This window comes from Acinetobacter sp. YH12058, assembly GCF_013419805.1.
GTDB lineage: Bacteria > Pseudomonadota > Gammaproteobacteria > Pseudomonadales > Moraxellaceae > Acinetobacter > Acinetobacter towneri.
Map to the genome: position 1 here is coordinate 168,696 of NZ_VOZL01000002.1, position 19,261 is coordinate 187,956.

Here is a 19,261-nt window from a genome sequence, read left to right on the forward strand (position 1 = left end):
AAAATACAGGCTTTAGACAGTTTTTGCCAATTCCGTGTATATAATGGAGCAAATTTACTATTTTTTGGATTGTTTCATGTCCGATTGGCCACCAAAACCACAAAATGAATCACAACAAATATCTCCACAAGCACAGCAGCCCACAGGCAATGAGTGGAAACTATTAGAAAAAGCTGTTTTAGCTTCAGTTGAAGAACAACGTCGTGCACGTCGTTGGGGGATTTTCTTTAAGTTTTTAACTTTTGCTTATATATTTTTACTGTTGGTGATAATGGGCAAAGGGTGCAGTACCACGACCACGAATCCATCGGCAGCGAGTCCACATATCGCGGTGGTGGATATTGTTGGCACAATTGCATCTGATAAGCAAAGTGTGAACAGCAATGATACCATCAAGTCACTGAAAAAAGCCTATGAAAACAGCAACAGTCAGGCGGTGGTGCTAAATATTAATTCTCCGGGTGGTTCACCTGTGCAGTCAGATGAAATCTGGCAAGAAATTCAATATCTGAAAAAACAGCATCAAGGGAAAAAACTCTATGCCGTGATTGGCGATACTGGCGCTTCAGGTGCGTATTACATTGCTTCCGCTGCAGATGAAATTATTGTCAATCCATCAAGTTTGGTGGGTTCAATTGGCGTGATTATGCCAAATTATGGGCTGAGCGGTTTAATGCAGAAGATGGGTGTGGAAGATCGTACTATGACCTCAGGTGAAAATAAAGCCTTATTGTCGATGACACAACCTGTTGATCCTGAACAGAAAAAACATGTGCAAGCCGTATTAGATAATGTGCATGGCCACTTTATTCAAGCAGTGAAAGATGGACGCGGCGCGAAACTGAAATCACAAGATCCTGCGATTTTCTCAGGTCTGTTCTGGACAGGTGAGCAAGCCGTGACTTTAGGCATTGCCGATAAGATTGGCAGTTTAAATAGCCTGAAGCGTGATTTAAACCTAGATAAAACAGTGAACTATACCATTGAACACAGTCCTTTAGACTCTGTGTTGGGTCGTATGGGGGCAGCAGTGGGAGAGGGCTTTGCCACTTCTTTATCTCAACATATTCAGACTGAGCAAAACGCGAAATTACAATGAAACCACTGATTCATTTTGCGCATGCCAATGGCGTGCCATCGAAGGTTTATCAAAAACTGTTTGATTTACTTAAAGATGATTACGATGTGATTTACGTCCCTTTGTTGGGGCCAGATAAGCGTTATCCGATTGATAATCATTGGCAAAGCTTAACCCAACAAGTGATTGATAGTGTTGTACGTCAAGCTCAGGGACGTAAAGTGATTGCGTTGGGGCATTCTTTAGGTGCAGTGTTGTCGTTTCAAGCCTCTTTACAACGCCCTGAATTATTTGAACAAGTGATCATGCTTGATCCACCTTTAATTATGGGTAAAGCATCGGTGTTTTTACATTTTGCCAAAATGTTTAAGCTTAAAGCAGTAGATCAACTGTCGCCTGCATCTTTGTCTTTGCGCCGTCGTGATCATTGGGAAAGTCGTGAGCAAGCAGCAGACTTATTGCGTCCGAAAGGTTTTTATCAAGATTTCGATGCCGATTGTTTTCAGGCTTATATCGAGCATGCTTTGACTGATGACCATGTGCGAGGCGGAGTACAATTGACCATTCCAAAAATGGACGAGGTCAATATTTTTAGAACCAATCCATCACTGTGGTGGTTACCGCAAGCAAAACTGCAAGTGCCGACAGAATTGGTGATTGCAAAAAAAGGGCCGTTCTTAAAAGCAGGTTTCCCACAAATTACCGCCAAGAAATTCAACATTGCTTATCAGGTGGTTGAAGGTGGACATATGTTCCCTTTAGAAAAACCTGAAGCGACGGTGCAGTTGATTAAAGATTTGATTCAAGCACAGCAGAGTAAAGCTGCTTCTGTTTAATTCAGTCTGAACCAAATACGAACCATAAAAAACGCCTGATCAACAGGCGTTTTTTCGTATATATCAAAAGCTACATACTTAAAGAATATTTAAAAATTGCAAAACTGCACAGGTTGTTGTATCAGTTGTTGGCGATACATCACACCTTGCGCAGTGTGCTGAATGGTTCCGTTACAAATCCATTCAACCACTTGCGGATAAATCAAATGCTCCAACACATGCACACGGTTCGCCAAGCTTTCGGCATCATCGTGGATGTTTACTTGCAACACACCTTGTGCCAGTGCTTGACCTGCATCTAATTCAGCAGTGACATAATGCACGGTACAACCATGTAAAGTATCGCCTGTATTGAGTACACGTTGATGGGTGTGCATGCCTTTATAATGCGGCAAGAGTGAAGGATGAATGTTGAGCATTTTACCTTCCCAAGCGTGCACAAATTTGGCACTTAAAATACGCATAAAGCCCGCAAGCACCACCAAATCAACATCCCATGCAAGTAATTGTTGATGCATGACATCATCAAATAATTCACGACTCGGATATTGTTTGTGCTCAATCACTGCAGTTTGAATCCCTGCTTGTTGAGCGCGTTGTAAAGCATAAGCATCAGGCTTATTGGAAATAACCCCAACAATTTGCCCTGAAAGATTGGCATCTATCAGGGCTTGTAAGTTACTTCCGCTGCCTGAAACGAGGACAGCTATTTTGATCATCTGAGTCAAATCACGCAAAAATTACGCGAATTTTTTCATCTGCGCCTTCAACGGATTCGGCGTTGTCTTGAATATGACCCATCACCCAAGCTTTTTCGCCAAGGCTGTTGAGAAGCTCAACTGTTTTGTCTGCATCGTTGGCATCTACAACAACAACCATACCTACACCACAGTTAAAGGTGCGATACATTTCAAACTGTTCTACACCGCCTTCACGTTGTAACAATTTGAACAGTTCTGGCCATTCCCAAGATGATTCGTCAATCACTGCTTGCGCACCATTTGGCAATACACGTGGTAAGTTACCTGGTAAACCGCCACCCGTAATGTGCGCCATAGCATGCACATCAACTTGTTTGCACAGTTCAAGCATTGATTTGACATAAATGCGTGTTGGTTCCATGGCAACGTCAGCCAGTGGACGACCATCGACTAGTTGAGTTAAATCAACATTTTTTACGTCTAAAATTTTACGAAGTAAAGAGTAACCGTTTGAGTGTGCACCTGAAGAAGCGACACCAATCAGAACGTCACCAGCTTTTACTTTAGAGCCATCAATAATTTTGCTTTGCTCAACCACGCCCACACAGAAGCCTGCAAGATCGTAATCTTCACCTTCATACATGCCTGGCATTTCAGCAGTTTCACCACCTACAAGCGCACAGCCTGCAAGCTCACAGCCTTTACCAATTCCTGTAACAACATTGGCTGCAACGTCTACATTTAAGTGACCTGTTGCATAGTAGTCTAAGAAGAATAAAGGTTCAGCACCGCACACCAGCAAGTCATTTACACACATTGCCACCAAATCTTGACCAATTGTGTCATGGCGGTTTAGGTTCAACGCTAAACGTAATTTAGTTCCTACACCATCTGTGCCAGATACGAGCACAGGTTCTTCATAACCTTTCGGAATTTTACAAAGTGCGCCAAAGCCGCCTAATCCACCCATCACTTCAGGACGAGTCGTGCGCTTAGCGACAGATTTGATACGATCGACTAACGCGTCGCCCGCTTCAATATCGACACCAGCATCTTTATAGCTTAAACCAGTGGTTGGGTTAGAGGTTGAGTTGCTCATAATGAAGTCTCCGCATTCGCGGGGCGATTATACCTGAATATACGAAACTCTTATGTTATTTATGCGCTAAAATGCTATCTTTATTCAAATATTTTAACTTCTATAACGAATAAACTGAAAAAAGGCGAATTTCTATGGTCGATCGTACCTTGCGTCGCATTTTTATCCTGTCTGGGATAGTTCTGCTCCTTTGGGTGCTGTACTTATTAAAACCGGTTGTCATTCCTTTTGTTGTTGCATTTTTCATGGCTTATTTATTTAGCCCATTGGTTGAACAATTTTGCAAAGTCGGTTTGCCACGTTGGCTATCTATCAGTTTGGTTTTTATTGGGATTGGCATCGCGCTGACTTTGGCAGTTTGGTACATCATTCCTTTGGTTTGGAAGCAGTTGATGATTGCGCGTGACAGTATTCCTGTCGGTATTAACTGGATCAATTCGACCTTCTTGCCGTGGGTGTCTTCGACTTTTCATATTGAAGAAATGGAAATTGATACCTCGCACATGAGCAGCATCGTCATGGATTATGTGCAAACCAATTATAGTGCCGATAGTATTCAGGCCATGTTATTGAGTGTTGCACAGTCTGGTCTGAATTTTATTCAAATTGGTGGTACCGTAGTGCTGATTCCAATTATTGCTTTCTATTTTCTACTCGACTGGCAGCGTATGCTCGACAGCCTGCGTCGCTTAATTCCGCGTCCTTATGAGCAAAGCACTTTAGCTGTGGTGCAAGAATGTCACAGTGTATTAGGTGCTTTCGTTAAAGGTCAGTTTTTGGTGATGATCTTGTTGGGCGTCGTTTATGCGACTGGATTGCAACTGATTGGTTTAGAAGTCGGTTTGATTATTGGGATGGTTGCGGGACTTGCTAGTATTATTCCGTATTTAGGTTTCGCTGTAGGGATTGTTGCAGCCATTATTGCCACTTTCCTACAATTTGGCATTGACTGGATGCAATTGGTTTTAGTCCTTGTGGTCTTTATGATTGGACAGGCGGTGGAAGGCTATATTCTACAACCGTTTTTATTGGGTGATAAAATCGGGCTTTCGCCAGTCGCGGTGGTGTTTGCTGTTTTAGCAGGTGCACAACTGGCTGGATTCATGGGGATGTTGATTGCTTTACCAGTAGCAGCAGTGATTGTGGTTTTACTGCGTCATTTACGTGATTTTTACGAAAAAAGTTATTTGTATGGGCAACCTGTGGTGGTGTCGGAAGATGGTGCATCGGGTGACATCAGCATTGATACAGCACAAGTTCATATTGATATTGAGCTTGATCCTCAGTCAGCAAATTCACTGCAACAGACTGAAAAATCAAGTAAGATAAAGCCCTCAGATCAGCAAAACTCCTAGGTGATTACAATTCTATGCGTCAACTGCAGTTAGATATCGAGCCTCAATTAGATGCACGGATCAGTGATTTTTCTGGTCCAGGTTGGGGGCATGTGATTGATGCAGTTCGACAGCTTCATGCAGGATTGGTCAATCGCTTTTATGTCTATGGTGGTGCGGGTACAGGCAAAAGTCATTTATTGTCTGCAATTTGTGATTCCTATTTAGAAATTGGCAAATCAGCCATTAAAGTATCTTTACTTGAATTATTGGATGCCCCCACTGAAGCAATTACCTCTTTAGACCGTTATGATTTGGTTGCTTTAGACGATATTGAAGCGATTAGTGGTGTACCACATTGGCAACGTGCGGTGTTTCACTTAATCAATTACAGCAATGAGGTTGGTGGTCAGTTGGTGTTTTCATCACGTTTTGCACCGATTGAATTAAAGCTTGAATTGCCCGATTTGCAATCACGTTTGACGCAGGCAGTGAGTGTTAAAGTGCCTTCAGGCAGTTTGTATGCAGACCGACAAGCTTTAGTGAGTTCCGTGTTAGAGCGTCGCGGGATTATCATCGACCCACAAATTATTGATTACTTATTGTTACATGGCCCACAGCAGACCTCGATTTTGCTGCAAAGCCTTGAACAGTTGGTGCAATTACTTAAAGGAGAGAAAACGAAATTAAGTGGCGCAAACCTGCGTCAGATTTATGCTTTAATTGACGAATATCGGTAAAAATTAAAATTACTTGAGAATTTGCGCAAGCTATGCCAAATTATTCGGAAAATAATTCGAAGTTGCAGGGAATTTGCAACTAAAGAAGAAAAAAAACAAAGAAAATTACAAGGAGTACGCTTATGCTCAAGCAGAGCATCGGCATTGGTATGCTGTTTATCGCAGGTCATGCATATAGTAGTAATATCATTGTCACCACCACTGCTGACACCAAAGCAGATGATCAACAATGTTCTTTGCGTGAAGCCATTGAGTATATTAATTTAGGCATGCCTGAAGAAGGCTATTTGGGCTGTGGCGGCAAAAATGCCTCAAGTGTGATTTTATTAGAAAAGAAAGCCGTCTATCAAATTGATACTCAACTTAAAATTACAGAAAACCTTGAAATTAAAACCACCTATGACAGTAGTCTGAATGATAAAACTGCCCCAGGTTTGAATAATGCCACGATTCAGATGCGCGGCAATGAGCGAATTTTCCACATTGAAGATAGCAAGGATCGTTTCTTAAAAGTTTCTTTAAAAGAATTAACTTTACAGGGCTGCGGTGAGGAACGCTGTCGTCAGCAACAAGGTGGTCTGATTTATAATAACGAACATTTAATTTTAGACTATGTGAAACTGAGTCAGGGTGTAGCCAATCAAGGTGGGGCAATTTATAACCTCGCACAAATGACTGACGAGAAGATCCCTGCAGGTTTTATTGAGATCAAAAATAGCTTGCTTGAAGCTAACCAAGCGCAGGAAGGTGGCGTCATTTATACGCAATTCCCACGCTTTGTGATTACAACTTCAGTATTTAAAGGCAACAAAACCATATCAGTTGCTTCAGCCAATCTCTATTCTGCAGCAAGTTTGGCAGATGAAGAAATCAAAGCCTTTCCTAGTATGGGGAATATGATCGTGAGCAGTACTTTTACTGCAAATGAAGGCTATGTCATGAATGTGCTGGATGATATTGGTGTCAATAACATTAGCTTGATTGGTAACAGCCGTGGTGTGTATCTCAACGCACCTTTGGGTAAAGCCTATATTGCCAATAGTGTGATTTTGGGTAATCCACATCCTATCAGTGTCAATACTGCAGCAAACTGTGTGCAAGCAGGTTCAGATGCAACAAGATTGCAAAATAATTTAGTCGGCGCAGGCTGTGGAGCAGGCGATAGCAACTATCCAAATACGCTATGGACTGCAAATTCGGTGCTTGCAGGTAATCTGCTTGAAGGTGCATGCCAAACCCTCAGTCAAGATAAAACGGCACTCTTTTGTCCATATCAAGTTCCTGAAAACTCATTCTTGGGCTTTATGCGCCCACGCGTATTGCTCAGTTATAACAGCCTGAAAGATTCTGTGGTGTTGAATCAGGGGCAATTACAACTGGGGGATAATAAGGTAGTCGGTTGTGCTGCTTCAGATCAGCGCGGTAAAAACCGTCAGTCAGATATTACCTTATGTGACCGTGGTGCAATAGAGGTGGTGGTTCCTGAAACTATGGGGCTTATAGGTCAAGATATTTTGGCGGGTCAAATTGCTAAAATGTCGGTGAGTGATTTGTTGGGTGATAGTGATTTGGTGCCTAAAGAATTTTGTGATCAAGTCTATCCAAACAATCCGACAGGCCAAGCATGGCAAGCAGGTTGTGTGCAAATTGAGCAACTCGATACACGTTCTAAAGGAAAATTGACCGTAGATGAGTTGGGGAATTTGGTATATACCCCAGATTCTGCTTGGCATGGTGCAGATGTCTTTAAAGTTAAATTAGTTACCAGCACCACACGCTTTAACAGCACAACACCTTATATGGAAGTGAAAGTCCAAGTTATTCAAGAACATGAAAATCGTATGGAAAGCGATAAAATAAAAGTTTCTGGCGGTGCATGGAGCGCTTACGGATTAATGGCTTTATTGGGCTTGTTGGGTTTAAGCCGTAGAAAAGCATAAAGGATGAATATGAAAAATAATAAAAAAACACTATTAGGGATAATGGTGCTGTCTGCTATGTCGCTTATGGCAGCAGATAATCGTGTGATTCAGGTCACGACCTTTGAAGATCAAAATGGTGAAGACTTAAGCAAATGTTCATTACGTGAAGCGTTAGTTGCGGCCAAGCAGAATATTGCGTTCGGTGGATGTAGCGCAGGCAATACCAACCGTGGTGCAACCGATATGATTCAGTTGCAGGCTGGGGAATATATCTTAAACTCAGAATTACGCCCGCAATCTATGGTGCGTATTTATGGGGCGACAGCGGTCGACTATAACCAAGTAGATCCAATTACACATCGTTATCCTTCAATTGCACCGTTAAAAACCACTATTAATGCACATGGCAATAGCCGCATTATCAATACTTCAGATACCCAAGCCAGCGTGGCGCTATACGATGTCATTCTAAAAAATGGGAATGCCCATGGTGGTGGTAATGCAAACCCTGCAGATGCAGGCAAGGGTGGTGCATTATTTGTGGCAGGCCCATTAGCTGCGAACAATGTCGAAATTCAAAATTCGCATGCAGAACAAGGTGGTGCAATTTACGTTGTTGCTCATCAAGCGGAGCGTCAAGTCAATTTAGAGAATGCTTATATCCATGCGAACCAAGCCAAAGTAGGTAGTGTGTTGGCAATGGATTGTAGTGCCAACTTGGTCAATACACGCTCTATGGTGAAAATTGACCGCAGCAGTATTGTGAAAAATGGTGCTGCAAATAGTCTTAGTACTTTTGATCTTTGCGGCCAACCAGATCTTGCGTTGACTGCCAGTACGATTGCACAAAACCAAGCTAATACCAGCAAAGGTCATATCTTTAACTTAAGTAATGCAGAAAATCATCCGCTTAGCACTTTGTCACAGGTGTATTTGCAAAGTAATACCATTGTTGAAAATAAAGCATTGAGTACTTTGTTTTATGACAATTATCCACGTATTGTCCTCTCTTTTAATATGTTGGCCTTTAACCAAGGTAAATCTTGTCGTTATGCATTCCCTGCGAGCTTAGAGCAGGCGCGCAACATCAACACAATTCGCAATGCCTTATTCGCAATGGGATCAGCGACAGAGCAAGGCGAGTGTGATTTGCCTGAAACAGCAAATAGTTCTAATGATGGTGCTAAAAATTTGGATTTGACAGGGCTTAGCTTTGATCAAGTATTGCAGCCCTTGCAAGAACCATCTGCTTATAATTTATTCCTGCCGTTGTATTATCCAAAACTTGGTTCAGATCCTGCGAAAGATTTGATTGATGTAAACAGCATGGGGTGTAGTGATTATGAACAACGTGGTTTAGCGCGGGTGAGTAATGCAACTTTAACTTTAAATCCTGATGCAAAAAATACCTGTGAAATTGGCTCTGTAGAAGTGATGCGCTTAAATGCAGCCGATATTCAAAGCTTGCGTAATGTCTCTTATGAAAGTTTATTTGCCAATTATCAGCAACAAATTGACCGTATTCAGTCTGCGATAGATCAAAGTAAAGATGCTGCATCTTCGGTCGTTTCTCAATCGCGTACTGATTTGAAAACGATGCAGGATTTGTTGGCGAATACCAAAGCTAAGCAGCAATATCGTGCCATTTATGTTGATCCATTTGCGATGGCATTAAAGCAAGATGAACCAACTGCAGATGGGAAATTTGTTCAGTTAAGACAGCTTAATTCTGACAACTTTAGCATTAGCACTGAAGTATTGGGGATTGGTGCAATTTCGGGTTCAGGTACCACATTTAGTACCGATAAATTGACCCAAGATCCACTATTCAAATGTGAATGGGATGCACAGTTGCAACGGATTGTGATGTATCGACTGAATGATAAAGTCACAGAAGCAACCGATTCAGCGTATTGTAAATACACCATTACCTCAAAATTGGACAGTAATTTGCATTCTTCGGGCTTACTTGAAGGTAAATTTAGCAATATTGCCCCAATTGCAAAAGATGATCGTGTACGACTTGAATATGGTACAGACCTCAAAGTGAGTTTTAATCCATTGCTGAATGATAGCGATGGTGGGGATGGCATAATCAGTACTTTAGCTGAAAATACCAATAAGCCTGCATTCTATAAAGATAGTACAGGACAAGAACTGGCAATTCGTTTTACACAAGTACCTTCAGGTGTGGTACTTACGGCAGATCGTCAAGCACCTTGTCCTGGGGATTATGCACGTGAAATTTGTTATGGTGGCAATATTCAGGTTCAAGTACGAAATAGCTTTAGTCCATTTGATTATGAGCTGAAATACACGATTTTCGATCATGAACTGGAATTATCGCCTGAAGCGACCATTACTTTAGAAAATACAGCGAAAAATACCAATTATGAAGCCAGTGGTGGCGGTGGGGGAAGCTTAGGTTTCTGGGGTATGTTTGGTTTAATCGGATTGGCGTTCTATCGTCAACGTCCAAGAAAATCGTAATCTACCGACTCTTTATTGCAAAAGCCTCATCTGTTTTACACGATGAGGCTTTTGTTATTGGTGACTTCAAGTACTTTCTATTATCCATGAACAGATAAAATTAGTGACTCATTGCAGGCTGCTGATATTTAAGAATGTATTCCTGACGAATTAAAGGTCGTTGTTCAGGTGTTGCTTGTTGCAAGCGTTGTCCTAATTCACGACGTTCTTGCGTGCTCATTTTTTGCCAAGTTTCACGCATTTTTTGTTTTTCGCTATCAGGCAGTTGAGTAAACCAATCCATCCGCTGCTGTAAAGCTACGCTTTTTTCTGCAGGAATTTCTTTTAAGTTTTGATAGCGCTTAATTAAGGCCAATTGTTCTTCTTCAGAAAGAGTTTCCCAGGTTTCTGAAATTTGCGTATCTGCATCTTTGGAAAAAATCCAAAAACGCTCAAACCCTGCAAAACTGGTTTGTAAAAAACTGAGCGCACAACACGCAATCACAATTCGTTTAGCTGCCATGTGGAACTTTGTCCTCACCCAACACCATTAACATTTCTAAATCTTCCACCATTTGTGGAGAAAGTTTAGGAACAGATACAGCTTGATTCTGCGGCTGTGTGGTCATTTCCATTGAATTTGGCAAGACCACAAAACCTGCAATTGCCGCAGCCAATGCAAAACCTGACATTTTCCAAAGCCCATAGCGCGATGTTTTCTTGTCTTGAATATTGTCCAAGACATGATTCATGACCGCGGCTTTGTCTTGATGGTGGCGAGCCAATCCATCAAGTTTAGATGTCACTTGTTTTAAGAAATCATCTTGTTTCATTCTGATGATCCTCCCAGATACGGATTCATATGTGCCAAACTGTTGCGTAAAGCTTGAATAGCACGGTGATAATGCGTTTTTACACTGCCTTCAGTGCAGTTCATAATTTGTGCGGTGGTTTGCGTATCAAAACCTTCCCAAGCACGTAACATAAAAGCTTGTTGTTGCCGCACAGGAAGCCCCGCAATTGCTGCCTGAATTTCTTCTACAGTCACAGCTTGATCTAAAAACTCTGCAGGATTGAGTGCTTGCTCATCGACAATATCAAGTTGTTCAACATCGTCATCATCTAAACTGATTTTTTTGAACCATGAAAACGGTTGAGCGCGGCGAGCTTCTTTACGACGCCAATCTTGTAATTTGTTATTTAAAATGGTGTAAAACAGGGGATACCATTCCTCTGTGGCTTTGTCAGCATAAGATTTATGCAAGGAAATAAAGGCTTCTTGCACCAAATCCATAGCAATGCCGTGCTGTCCTTGCGTTGCACTTTCCATCATCACTAAGGCACGCCCCGTTACGTCTTGCATGAAATTCTTCAGACGTTGCTCAGCCGTACTCTTAAGAGCACTCAAATTTTCCGAGTGTGACGACTTCGGGTTTAAATCCATAGAGATGGAAAATCCTGTCATTGGATACCCACCATTATTTTTAACATCATATTTTTATAACGCTAAAAACAATGGTTTGGTTGACATTGCAAGTTATTATTTTCAGTCTAATCTATTTTTTTTGCAGGGCTAGTCTTTTTAAAATAAATTAACCATTTACAGACGTTGGCGTACCATTTCAAAGAAACAGATTGAGCCTGCAATTGCCACATTCAAAGATTCCTGTCCACCTGGTTGTGGAATACTTACCGCTTCTGCATGCTGTAAGGCATAATCGGACACACCTTGACCTTCATTGCCTAGAATCCAGACGCAAGCCTTACGCAGATTTTTGGAATAGAGACTTTCTGCATGGTGTGAACTGGTCACATATACAGGAATCTGAAATTGTGCTAAGAGATCTTCGAGTTCAATATTTTCAAAGGTATGCAAGCTAAAGTGTGCGCCCATGCCTGCACGTAACACCCGTGGCGACCAAAGTGAGGCAGAACCTTTGGTACAAATAATTTGTTCAATACCTGCTGCTGCTGCAGAGCGCAATAAGGTCCCGACATTACCCGGATCTTGCACATTTTCTAAAATCAGTGTGTCTGCTTTAAAGTCTAAAGCTTGGCTTGAACTTGGCACGTCGACAATGGCTAAACAGGCAAGGGAAGTGCCTAAAGTGCTTAAATCTTTATATAAAGATTCGCCAATGACAAAGACCACGCCTGTGTATTTAGCCAAAATACGCTCATAGTCAGGATGGCTTAGTGCATGTTCGGTGGTAAAAATCGAATTGATTTTTTTATTTTCATGTAACCACGCCAGACACAAATGTGTACCTTCAAGTACCGTTTGTCCCTGTTTTTTGCGATAGTTATTTTGTTCAATTAAACCACGTAAGTGTTTAATTTTCGGGTTATCTTTTGATTCTAAAAAAATCGTAGGCATGCGATAAAATCCACAGCAGTCAGCGAATGGCCGACTGCTGCTGTTAAAAATTATTGATGGTAGCTGCTGACCAAATCGACTTCATTTTTTGAGCCAATGATGACAGGCACACGTTGATGTAGGTCTGTGGGTTGGATGTCTAAAATACGCACACGACCTGTGGTTGCCGCACCGCCTGCTTGTTCCATGAGCATACTCATTGGATTGGCTTCATACATTAAACGTAAACGACCTGCTTTTTTCGGGTCTTTTAAGTCGTATGGATACATGAAAACCCCGCTACGGCAAAGGATACGGTGAATATCGCCCACCATACATGCAACCCAACGCATGTTAAAGTCTTTTTCGCGTGGCCCAGTTTTACCAGCCAAAAGTTCATCAATATAGCGTTTTACAGGTGCTTCCCAATGGCGTTGGTTTGAAGCATTGATCGCGTATTCTTTTGTATCGGCAGCAACTTGAATGTTGTCTGCAGTCACCAAAAACTCTTGGCTTTCTGGGTCAAAGGTAAAGAATACCACGCCTGCACCAACAGTGAGCGCCATCATGGTAGATGGGCCATACAGGACATAACCTGCAGCAACTTGTTGTGTACCTGCTTGCATAAAGTCTGCAGCTTGGGTCACGGCATTTTTTGCAGGTAAAATTGAGAAAATGGTACCCACACACATATTGATGTCGATGTTGCTTGAACCATCCAGTGGGTCAAATAACACTAAATATTGACCATTTTCCTGAGCAGGAGTGAATTCGTCTAATTCTTCCGACGCCAAACCACCCACATTAGGATGTTTTTGTAACGCTTCAATTAAATAATCATTTGAAATAACATCTAATTTCTTTTGTTCTTCGCCTTGTACGTTTTCATTTTGGGCACTGCCTAATACGCCCGCCAATGCACCTTTTTGTAATGTTTGGTCAATTGTTTTGCAAGTATTGGCTATAGTTTCAATCACTTGAGCAAGTTCGGGTGTTAAATTTCCAGTTTGTTGTTGTAGAAATTGGGAAAGGGTGCGGTATGACATGACTGGAAAACTCCGAATGACTGCAAAAATGAGGATAACAATATGCTGCAATAGTTTAGATGAGAACGCGTTAAAAGAAAAATTAAACTCGACTATTTGCTGTGATTTTACCCTTGCAAGTCCTGCAGAAAGTGCTATGTTGATGTGAAGGATTTAATTTGAGATAGGAGCACAGATATGACAACGTTAAAGTTTGATGCGACTCCAACGCCAAGCGAAGGGATTAGTTTAGACGATATTTCTGAGGACAAGATGAAAGCCGCTTGGAAAGATTACGAGTCTAAACCTGAATATAAAAAGTTTAACAAGCATGATTTGATTGAATCTATGCAAACTGCAAAAGCTGATGCCGAGTCGGAATAACTGAAGCAAAGCTGTATTTCTGCACTTATCTGTTAGTTTTTAAAATATTCGTTCGCCCAGTTTTTTATGTCATAAAAAAGCGCCCTTGTAATAAAGAGCGCTTTTTTCGTATTGGGGAAACACGTTCTAAACGAGTTTTTCCCAAACAGCAAATTATTATTTCAATAATGGTGGAACAGCTTCGTAGTTAATTTCTACGCGACGGTTTTCTTTCCATGCATTTTCATCATGTCCAGGGTTGACTGGCATTTCTTTACCATAGCTCACTGCTTCAAGCTGACCTGCGTTAACGCCGCTGGTGATTAAGAAGCTCTCAACCGCTTTGGCACGACGCTCGCCTAAAGCCATGTTGTATTCGCGTGTACCGCGTTCATCGGTATGACCTGTAAGCGCTACTTTAGAGTTGGCATTCGCCATTAGAAACTGTGCATGTGCTTGTAGGGTCTGGTAATCATCATTAGATAATTCGCTGCTGTCGTAGTCAAAATGCACCACGCGCTTTGCCAAGAAAGCTTTGTTGGCTTCGGTTACACCTTTGGCAGATGCACCTGCAAGGTTTTGTGCATTTAAAGCTGCATCTTCACTCAAACCTTGGGTGTTGACTGTAGTTGCACCACTTGGTGTTTGACCTGCTTGTGAGTCAGTCGTTGTTTTGCGGTTTGCACAACCTGTCATCACTAAAGCCGATGCCAAAACAGGGAGTACCAATAATTTCACTGCGTTCATCCTCATCTCCATGAAGCTTGATTTTTGGTTTTAAAACAGAACTGAAAACGTATTTACTTTGCGGGTACTCATTATTTTGGTGCCCACGCAGGTTCACGCACTTCGCCTTGCTCACTTGGTAAGTTCATGCGGAAGCGACCATCTAAAGACATAATCGACAATAAGCCACGTGCGCCTTCGCGTGTCGCGTACACTACCATTTGCCCATTTGGTGAGAAGCTTGGCGACTCATCCAAACTGGTTGGGGTTAAAATATTGGTGATATTGGTGTTGATGTCTTGAATTGCGACTTTGTAGTTACTGCCACTTGGACGATGTACCAATGCCAGTTTACGACCGTCGGCACTGAGCGTACCACGTGCGTTAAATGCACCGCGGAAGGTTAGGCGTTTGCTGCTGCCTGTGGCAAAGTCATAACGATAAATTTGTGCGGAACCACCACGATCTGAAGTGTAAATAAATGATTTACCATCTGGTGCATAACGTGCTTCGGTATCAATCGCACTGTCATTGGTCATGCGTCGCAGTTCACGGGTGCTTAAATTCATTTGATAAATTTCTGGATTGCCATGCATGGATGCGGTAAACAACATGCTTTGACCATCTGGTGAGAAGCTTGGAGCACCATTTAAACCACGGAAACTGGCTAATTTTTCACGCTGACCTGTCGCTAAGTCTTGCACATAAATAGCAGGACGCTTGGTTTCAAACGACACATAGGCAATTTTTTTGGCATCTGGTGTCCACGCAGGCGATAAAATAGGATCACGCGAAGTCAAAATAGTTTTAGGCTGTTCACCATCAGTATCGGCAATTTGCAGGGTATAGCGTTGTTCAGGTGTTGCAGGGTTGCGCAGTACATAAGCAATGCGTCCGCTAAAGTCACCTTTAATGCCCGTGAGTGCTTCATAAATGGCATCACTGATCATGTGTGCAGCAGAACGTACGCGTGACGCAGGCACGCTTAATAATTCATTCAATAAGTATTGCTGTTTTTGCACATCATAAAGTTGGTAATGAACTTCATAACCGCCTTCTGCAGTGGCTTTGACATTTCCCGTCACCACATAAGGTACACCTGCGGCTTGCCATGCAGCTGCATTTGGATTGTTCATGCTTGCAGTTGCAGCAAGGTTTTTAGATGAACTGGTGAATTTGCCTGAACGGTTTAAATCGTTTTCTACAATAGGATAAATACTTTGATCATTGCCAAACGGCACAATCGCAATTTTAGGTGCTTCTTCTGGTGCTTTGGCAATTTCTAAATGCAGTTGTGCAAAAGATTGTGTGCTTAAAACTGGGCTAAGCGCAGTTAAAATAGCAAGACAAAGTAGGTGTTTACGCGTTGTTTCCATCATTCGCTATTTTCTCAAATCAACATAACTTTTTTGGATGTAATTGTGGTACATAATGGCATGCTTTGGTAGGAATGAAAGCATGAATTTATAATAAAACTGTTATAACACTGTGAAAATTTAAATTTATTTATACTCACGAATATTTTGAGAAGGAGTTAGCCGAATAGATGTTATTCGGCTAACTGGTAACTTATTGTGCTGTAAAGGTAGAGGTGAAGCTACGTGCTTCGCGTCGTGCCTCTGAGTCTGACGGCATCGGATAAGGCGCAGCAGCACGAACGGCAGCCTCTACACTGGCCTTCATATCAGGATCGCTAGAATTAACCACGACAGACTGAACTGCACCACTGTCACTTAAAGTCACACGAGCAGTTGCACGTTGACCTGAAGAACCTGCTGGGGTATCCCATGCTCGTCTAATTTTATTTTCAAAATCACGTTTAGCTGTGGATGCAATACGTCTTACTTCGGCCTTTTTCTGAGCGGCTTCTTCTGCAGCTTGTTTGGCAGCTGAAGCTTTGGCTTCAGTATCGGCACGTGCCTTCGCTTCGGCATCAGCTTTGGCTTTTGCATCTGCGTCAGCCTTACGTTTTGCTTCGGCATCAGCTTTGGCTTTTGCATCTGCAGCAGCTTTACGTTTTGCGTCGGCATCAGCTTTGGCTTTTGCATCTGCTGCAGCTTTACGTTTTGCATCGGCATCTGCTTTGGTTTTTGCATCTGCGTCAGCTTTACGTTTTGCATCAGCTTTGGCTTTTGCATCTGCGTCAGCTTTACGTTTTGCCTCAGCATCTGCCTTGGCTTTTGCATCTGCTTCAGCTTTGCGTTTTGCTGCTGCATTGGCTTCGAGTTGACGTCTTTCTGCCGCTTCTGCTTTTTTCAGGGCTTCGGCTTCTTTACGACGTACAGCATCTGCTTCAGCACGTGCTTTGGCATCGGCTTGAGCTTTTGCTTTGGCGTCAGCTTCTCGTTGAGCACGTTCTTCGGCGCGTGCTTGTTGAGCTTTTAAGCGTTCAGCTTCTAGTTTTTGTCGCTCTGCAATTTGTTTGGCTTCAGCAGCTTGTCGTTCTGCACGTGCTTGAGCCTCTGCAATTTGTTTGGCTTCAGCAGCTTGTCGTTCTGCACGTGCTTGAGCCTCTGCTGCTTGTGCAGTTTTTTGTGTATCAACTTGAGGAGCGGGTGGCGTAGGAGCCGCTGCAGGTGTTGGAATGACAGGGGCAGGTTCAAGAGCAGGCTCGGCTGTTTGAGTAATTTGCTCTGCTACATTTTCATGTGTGGTTTCAGCAGATTTAGTTTCTAATAAGGGTTTTAAATCTTCTGGTTTTATTAATACCGTTTTAATGGGTTTAGGCGGCTCAGGTGCTTTACTCATGCCCAAATAAAGCAAGCCAACCACTGCGATAAGGTGGACACCTACGGTGAACCCAATCGCGATGGCTTTTTGTTGAAAAGGTGGCTTTTTAAAATCTTTCATAAATTACTTTAAAGGCTCGGTCAGCAATCCAACTTGGGTTAAACCCGCATCTTGTAAGTCAGACATTAACGCAATCACATCACCATAAGGGCGTGTATTATGACCGCGAATAACAACCTGAAACTCTTTGTTTTCAGCTTTGGCTTGAATTTGAGCATCGGTCAAAATTTGTTTCAGTTGGGCTAATTCCAAAGGTTCGGCTTTGTGTTCTTTGTATTCTAAAAAATATTGCCCATCTTTATTTAAAGTCACCAAAGCAGGGGCATCTTTCGATTCAATTGGATTACCATTGGCTTGAGGTAAATCGACTTGAATCCCACTGGTAATCATCGGTGCAGTAACCATAAAAATCACCAATAACACCAACATGACATCAATATAGGGCACTACATTCATGTCACTTTTGAGTGGTTTCTTAATGCGCTCGAAGCGTCCTGAGCGTTGAATGGCCATTAGTCGTGATCCTTAGTATTGCCTAAAGATTGACGTTGTAATAAAGCCACCATTTCCTCGGCAAATAAAGCACGATCAGAATAAATCGCTTCGCCTTTGGCGGTGTAATGGTTAAAGGCAAGTACCGCAGGAATGGCGGCAAATAAACCAATGGCTGTGGCAATGAGGGCTTCGGCAATCCCTGGTGCGACTGTTGCCAATGTGACTTGATCGACATCTGCCAGTCCAATAAAGGCATTCATAATGCCCCAGACGGTACCAAATAAACCAACGTATGGCGCAACCGAACCAATGCTGGCTAATGCACCTAAGCCTTGTTCAAGTTGAGCTTGGTCGCGGCTTAAACCGACACGTAAAATACGTTCTGTGCCTTCAATGGTTTGTGGAGCAGGCGCTTGGCGCTTTTTGAGTTTTAAAAACTCACCTAAGCCTTGATAGAAAATATCTTCCAAACCGACACGTTTTGAATTGAGCTGTGCGTTGTTGTAAAGCGTATTTAATTCTGCACCAGACCAGAAGATTTTTTGGAAATGCTGATCATCTGCCTGTGCTTTTTTATAGCTCATGTGTAACTTGGCAATCAGATACCAACTGTATAATGATGCTAAAAGCAGCGAGAGCATTACCAGCTGAACAACAGGACTTGCTTGTAAAATAAGATCTGATACTTGAAGAGATGATTCGAGTTGTGTTGCCATAGTTACTACATGTGCCAATTCATTTTTTTAATCTTGTCCTAATTCTTTCAGAATAAGGCTACGAATTTCATCTGGCAGACGACGTGGTTTCATATCTGAACCAAGACAGGCCAATTCAACCTCGCCAGATGCAAGCATGATTTCACCACGATAAATATTTTGTTGCAATACAAATGATGACGCTTTACACGAAACTACACTTGCTGTAACAGTAATTAGGTCATCCATTAAGATTGGACGTGAATATTTCACGTTAATTTTATGCACGACAAAGTTGTAATCTTGTTGATGCCAATAATGATCAACACCCGATGCACGAAGCCATTCGGTACGGGTACGTTCCATAAAGCGAATATGGTTGGCGTGGTAAACAATGCCGCCTGCATCAGTATCTTCCATATAGATACGAATTTTAAATTCAAATTTATTCGCCATGATGATGTTCCGCTTCAATGTTGCAAAGTTGTTTGATAAGCAATACTTATAGCTTACGCCGTGTCTGTGAAATTGACGTGAATCGGGGCTATAAGTCAAGCTGTGTATAGCGTGGCAGTTTATCATTCTCAACGCTTCGTCCAATGGCACAAGATTTCAAACATGCTTTTAAGTTA

20 protein-coding genes are annotated in these 19,261 nt (G+C 42.2%); 7 read left to right on the forward strand and 13 right to left on the reverse strand.

What is annotated here, in order from left to right; all coding sequences use genetic code 11:
* The first annotated feature begins 76 nt into the window (after nucleotides 1-76).
* Together sppA and FTU09_RS02225 are read left to right on the forward strand one after the other, a co-directional pair.
* Entirely contained in the window at nucleotides 77-1,099 is a 1,023-nt protein-coding gene (gene sppA / locus FTU09_RS02220; RefSeq protein WP_004971820.1) for a signal peptide peptidase SppA, read from the forward strand.
* On the forward strand, nucleotides 1,096-1,914 hold the full coding sequence (locus FTU09_RS02225; RefSeq protein ID WP_004971819.1) for an alpha/beta fold hydrolase: 819 nt from the start codon (nucleotides 1,096-1,098) through the stop codon (nucleotides 1,912-1,914). The genes sppA and FTU09_RS02225 overlap by 4 nt, the downstream gene beginning before the upstream one ends.
* 89 nt (nucleotides 1,915-2,003) lie before the next feature.
* Here FTU09_RS02225 and purN read toward each other — a convergent pair whose 3' ends face one another.
* Both purN and purM read right to left on the reverse strand, forming a co-directional pair.
* On the reverse strand, nucleotides 2,004-2,633 hold the full coding sequence (gene purN / locus FTU09_RS02230) for a phosphoribosylglycinamide formyltransferase (RefSeq protein WP_104853305.1): 630 nt from the start codon (nucleotides 2,631-2,633) through the stop codon (nucleotides 2,004-2,006).
* 10 nt (nucleotides 2,634-2,643) lie between these two features.
* Nucleotides 2,644-3,714, reverse strand: coding sequence for a phosphoribosylformylglycinamidine cyclo-ligase (purM, locus tag FTU09_RS02235; RefSeq protein ID WP_104853216.1), 1,071 nt, complete (start codon nucleotides 3,712-3,714; stop codon nucleotides 2,644-2,646).
* Nucleotides 3,715-3,848: 134 nt separating this feature from the next.
* Between purM and cxpE the strand changes: the two genes are divergently transcribed.
* The 4 genes from cxpE (at nucleotide 3,849) to FTU09_RS02255 (ending at nucleotide 10,200) form a co-directional block, all read left to right on the forward strand.
* Nucleotides 3,849-5,069 (forward strand): chloramphenicol efflux transporter CxpE, encoded by a 1,221-nt coding sequence (cxpE, locus tag FTU09_RS02240; RefSeq protein WP_167845886.1) that lies wholly within the window; start codon nucleotides 3,849-3,851, stop codon nucleotides 5,067-5,069.
* A gap of 14 nt (nucleotides 5,070-5,083) precedes the next feature.
* Complete coding sequence (gene hda, locus FTU09_RS02245; RefSeq protein ID WP_004971812.1) at nucleotides 5,084-5,788, forward strand: DnaA regulatory inactivator Hda; 705 nt, start codon at nucleotides 5,084-5,086, stop codon at nucleotides 5,786-5,788.
* Between the two features lie 122 nt (nucleotides 5,789-5,910).
* Nucleotides 5,911-7,728 (forward strand): rhombotarget A, encoded by a 1,818-nt coding sequence (rbtA, locus tag FTU09_RS02250; protein ID WP_180079469.1) that lies wholly within the window; start codon nucleotides 5,911-5,913, stop codon nucleotides 7,726-7,728.
* Nucleotides 7,729-7,785: 57 nt separating this feature from the next.
* Nucleotides 7,786-10,200: a CSLREA domain-containing protein gene (locus tag FTU09_RS02255; RefSeq protein WP_257226844.1), complete on the forward strand. Its 2,415-nt coding sequence runs from the start codon at nucleotides 7,786-7,788 to the stop codon at nucleotides 10,198-10,200.
* Nucleotides 10,201-10,300: 100 nt separating this feature from the next.
* Here FTU09_RS02255 and FTU09_RS02260 read toward each other — a convergent pair whose 3' ends face one another.
* From FTU09_RS02260 to FTU09_RS02280, 5 genes are all read right to left on the reverse strand, one after another.
* Complete coding sequence (locus tag FTU09_RS02260) at nucleotides 10,301-10,702, reverse strand: DUF3106 domain-containing protein (RefSeq protein WP_004971806.1); 402 nt, start codon at nucleotides 10,700-10,702, stop codon at nucleotides 10,301-10,303.
* Nucleotides 10,692-11,012, reverse strand: a complete 321-nt coding sequence (locus FTU09_RS02265; protein ID WP_004971804.1) for a hypothetical protein — start codon at nucleotides 11,010-11,012, stop codon at nucleotides 10,692-10,694. The genes FTU09_RS02260 and FTU09_RS02265 overlap by 11 nt, the downstream gene beginning before the upstream one ends.
* Entirely contained in the window at nucleotides 11,009-11,623 is a 615-nt protein-coding gene (locus FTU09_RS02270; protein ID WP_004971803.1) for an RNA polymerase sigma factor, read from the reverse strand. The genes FTU09_RS02265 and FTU09_RS02270 overlap by 4 nt, the downstream gene beginning before the upstream one ends.
* Nucleotides 11,624-11,779: 156 nt before the next feature.
* A complete protein-coding gene (locus FTU09_RS02275) occupies nucleotides 11,780-12,556 on the reverse strand; it encodes an RNA methyltransferase (protein WP_180050424.1) in 777 nt (258 codons plus the stop codon).
* A 50-nt stretch (nucleotides 12,557-12,606) separates the two neighbouring features.
* The gene (locus FTU09_RS02280; protein WP_004971801.1) at nucleotides 12,607-13,581 is read right to left on the reverse strand and encodes a class 1 fructose-bisphosphatase; all 975 of its coding nucleotides are present in this window, start codon (nucleotides 13,579-13,581) and stop codon (nucleotides 12,607-12,609) included.
* A 177-nt stretch (nucleotides 13,582-13,758) separates the two neighbouring features.
* On the opposite strand from FTU09_RS02280, the gene FTU09_RS02285 reads away from it, so the two are divergent.
* Nucleotides 13,759-13,944, forward strand: a complete 186-nt coding sequence (locus tag FTU09_RS02285) for an NF038105 family protein (RefSeq protein WP_004971800.1) — start codon at nucleotides 13,759-13,761, stop codon at nucleotides 13,942-13,944.
* Nucleotides 13,945-14,100: 156 nt separating this feature from the next.
* Here the strand turns inward: FTU09_RS02285 and pal are convergent, their stop codons facing one another.
* From pal to ybgC, 6 genes are all read right to left on the reverse strand, one after another.
* Nucleotides 14,101-14,670, reverse strand: coding sequence for a peptidoglycan-associated lipoprotein Pal (gene pal / locus FTU09_RS02290; RefSeq protein ID WP_180079471.1), 570 nt, complete (start codon nucleotides 14,668-14,670; stop codon nucleotides 14,101-14,103).
* Nucleotides 14,671-14,741: 71 nt separating this feature from the next.
* On the reverse strand, nucleotides 14,742-16,025 hold the full coding sequence (tolB, locus tag FTU09_RS02295; RefSeq protein ID WP_026438303.1) for a Tol-Pal system beta propeller repeat protein TolB: 1,284 nt from the start codon (nucleotides 16,023-16,025) through the stop codon (nucleotides 14,742-14,744).
* Between the two features lie 193 nt (nucleotides 16,026-16,218).
* Nucleotides 16,219-17,499 carry a cell envelope integrity protein TolA gene (tolA, locus tag FTU09_RS02300; protein WP_180079472.1) on the reverse strand — a complete coding sequence of 427 codons (1,281 nt, stop codon included), beginning with the start codon at nucleotides 17,497-17,499 and terminating at the stop codon, nucleotides 16,219-16,221.
* A gap of 3 nt (nucleotides 17,500-17,502) precedes the next feature.
* Complete coding sequence (gene tolR / locus FTU09_RS02305) at nucleotides 17,503-17,952, reverse strand: protein TolR (protein WP_070154130.1); 450 nt, start codon at nucleotides 17,950-17,952, stop codon at nucleotides 17,503-17,505.
* A complete protein-coding gene (gene tolQ, locus FTU09_RS02310) occupies nucleotides 17,952-18,650 on the reverse strand; it encodes a protein TolQ (RefSeq protein WP_179989288.1) in 699 nt (232 codons plus the stop codon). The genes tolR and tolQ overlap by 1 nt, the downstream gene beginning before the upstream one ends.
* A 27-nt stretch (nucleotides 18,651-18,677) precedes the next feature.
* The gene (ybgC, locus tag FTU09_RS02315) at nucleotides 18,678-19,085 is read right to left on the reverse strand and encodes a tol-pal system-associated acyl-CoA thioesterase (protein ID WP_004971791.1); all 408 of its coding nucleotides are present in this window, start codon (nucleotides 19,083-19,085) and stop codon (nucleotides 18,678-18,680) included.
* Nucleotides 19,086-19,261: the final 176 nt, after the last annotated feature.